The 955-nt window shown below is 46.4% G+C and carries 2 protein-coding genes; both read left to right on the top strand.

Annotated elements, in window-relative coordinates; genetic code table 11:
- Positions 1-469: oxidoreductase family protein (locus A3763_RS09390; protein ID WP_156495029.1), on the top strand; the 469-nt coding region annotated here is incomplete at its 5' end.
- Positions 470-471: 2 nt separating this feature from the next.
- The coding region (locus A3763_RS09385; protein ID WP_304440807.1) for a 3'(2'),5'-bisphosphate nucleotidase CysQ at positions 472-955 on the top strand (484 nt) is incomplete at its 3' end.

Genomic DNA, 955 nt, shown 5'->3' with positions numbered 1-955 from the left:
ACTAGAAGATCAAGCACTAAAGAGCGCTGCCTCACGAATCGACTTCGCACTCGCAAGCAGCCCTTATCAAACCTTCGTACATGGCGACGCCAAGTTGGCAAACTTTTGCTTCTCTGAAGATGGCAAGTCTGTAGCAGCTGTAGACTTTCAATACGTAGGGGGAGGCTGCGGGATGAAAGATCTGGCCTACTTTATTGGCAGCTGTTTGCATGAAGAAGACTGCCAGCGCTATGAAAATCAGCTACTCGATAGCTACTTTGAACAACTTAAACAGGCTTTGCTCAAACACCAAAGCAATATAAACCCTAGCAAGGTTGAAGCCTCCTGGCGCCCTTTATTTTCAGTGGCATGGGCCGACTTTCACCGCTTCCTTAAAGGTTGGAGCCCTGAACATTGGAAGGTCAACGCCTACAGTGAGCAGCAATCACGCAAAGTAATCTCGCAACTAAATCAAGCTAAGGAGAGTTAGGCATGAAACTCTCCCCCACTGATCTCAAGGAACTCGCTCAATACGCTCGAGAAGCAGCCCAACTGGCAGGCGCTGTCATAATGACTTATGCCAATAAGAAAGTTGAAATCCTAACTAAATCGACAGGTTCAAGCGAAGCATCACAAGTACTAACCGAAGTCGACTTGCGTTGTGAGAAGCTAATTCTTGATCATTTGGACGACAGCGTAAGAAAGTACAACTTGGCAGTACTCAGTGAGGAGCAAGAAGATGACAAGCAACGCCTGATAAAAGAAGCTTTTTGGTGCATTGACCCAATAGATGGAACGCTAGCCTTTACACAAGCAAGACCTGGTTATTCTGTATCAATCGCCCTGGTTTCGAAAACAGGTAAATCTCTAATTGGTGTGGTATATGACCCGGTAAAAGACAGAATGTACTCGGCTATTACAGAGCAAGGCCTCTATTTGAATGGCCAAGCCTGGCGCCCGGAAAACGAACTTCGTA

It is taken from the genome of Oleiphilus sp. HI0128, assembly GCF_001635365.1.
Note: the sequence above shows the minus strand (reverse complement) of the source record. Positions and strands in the feature narration are given on the sequence as shown.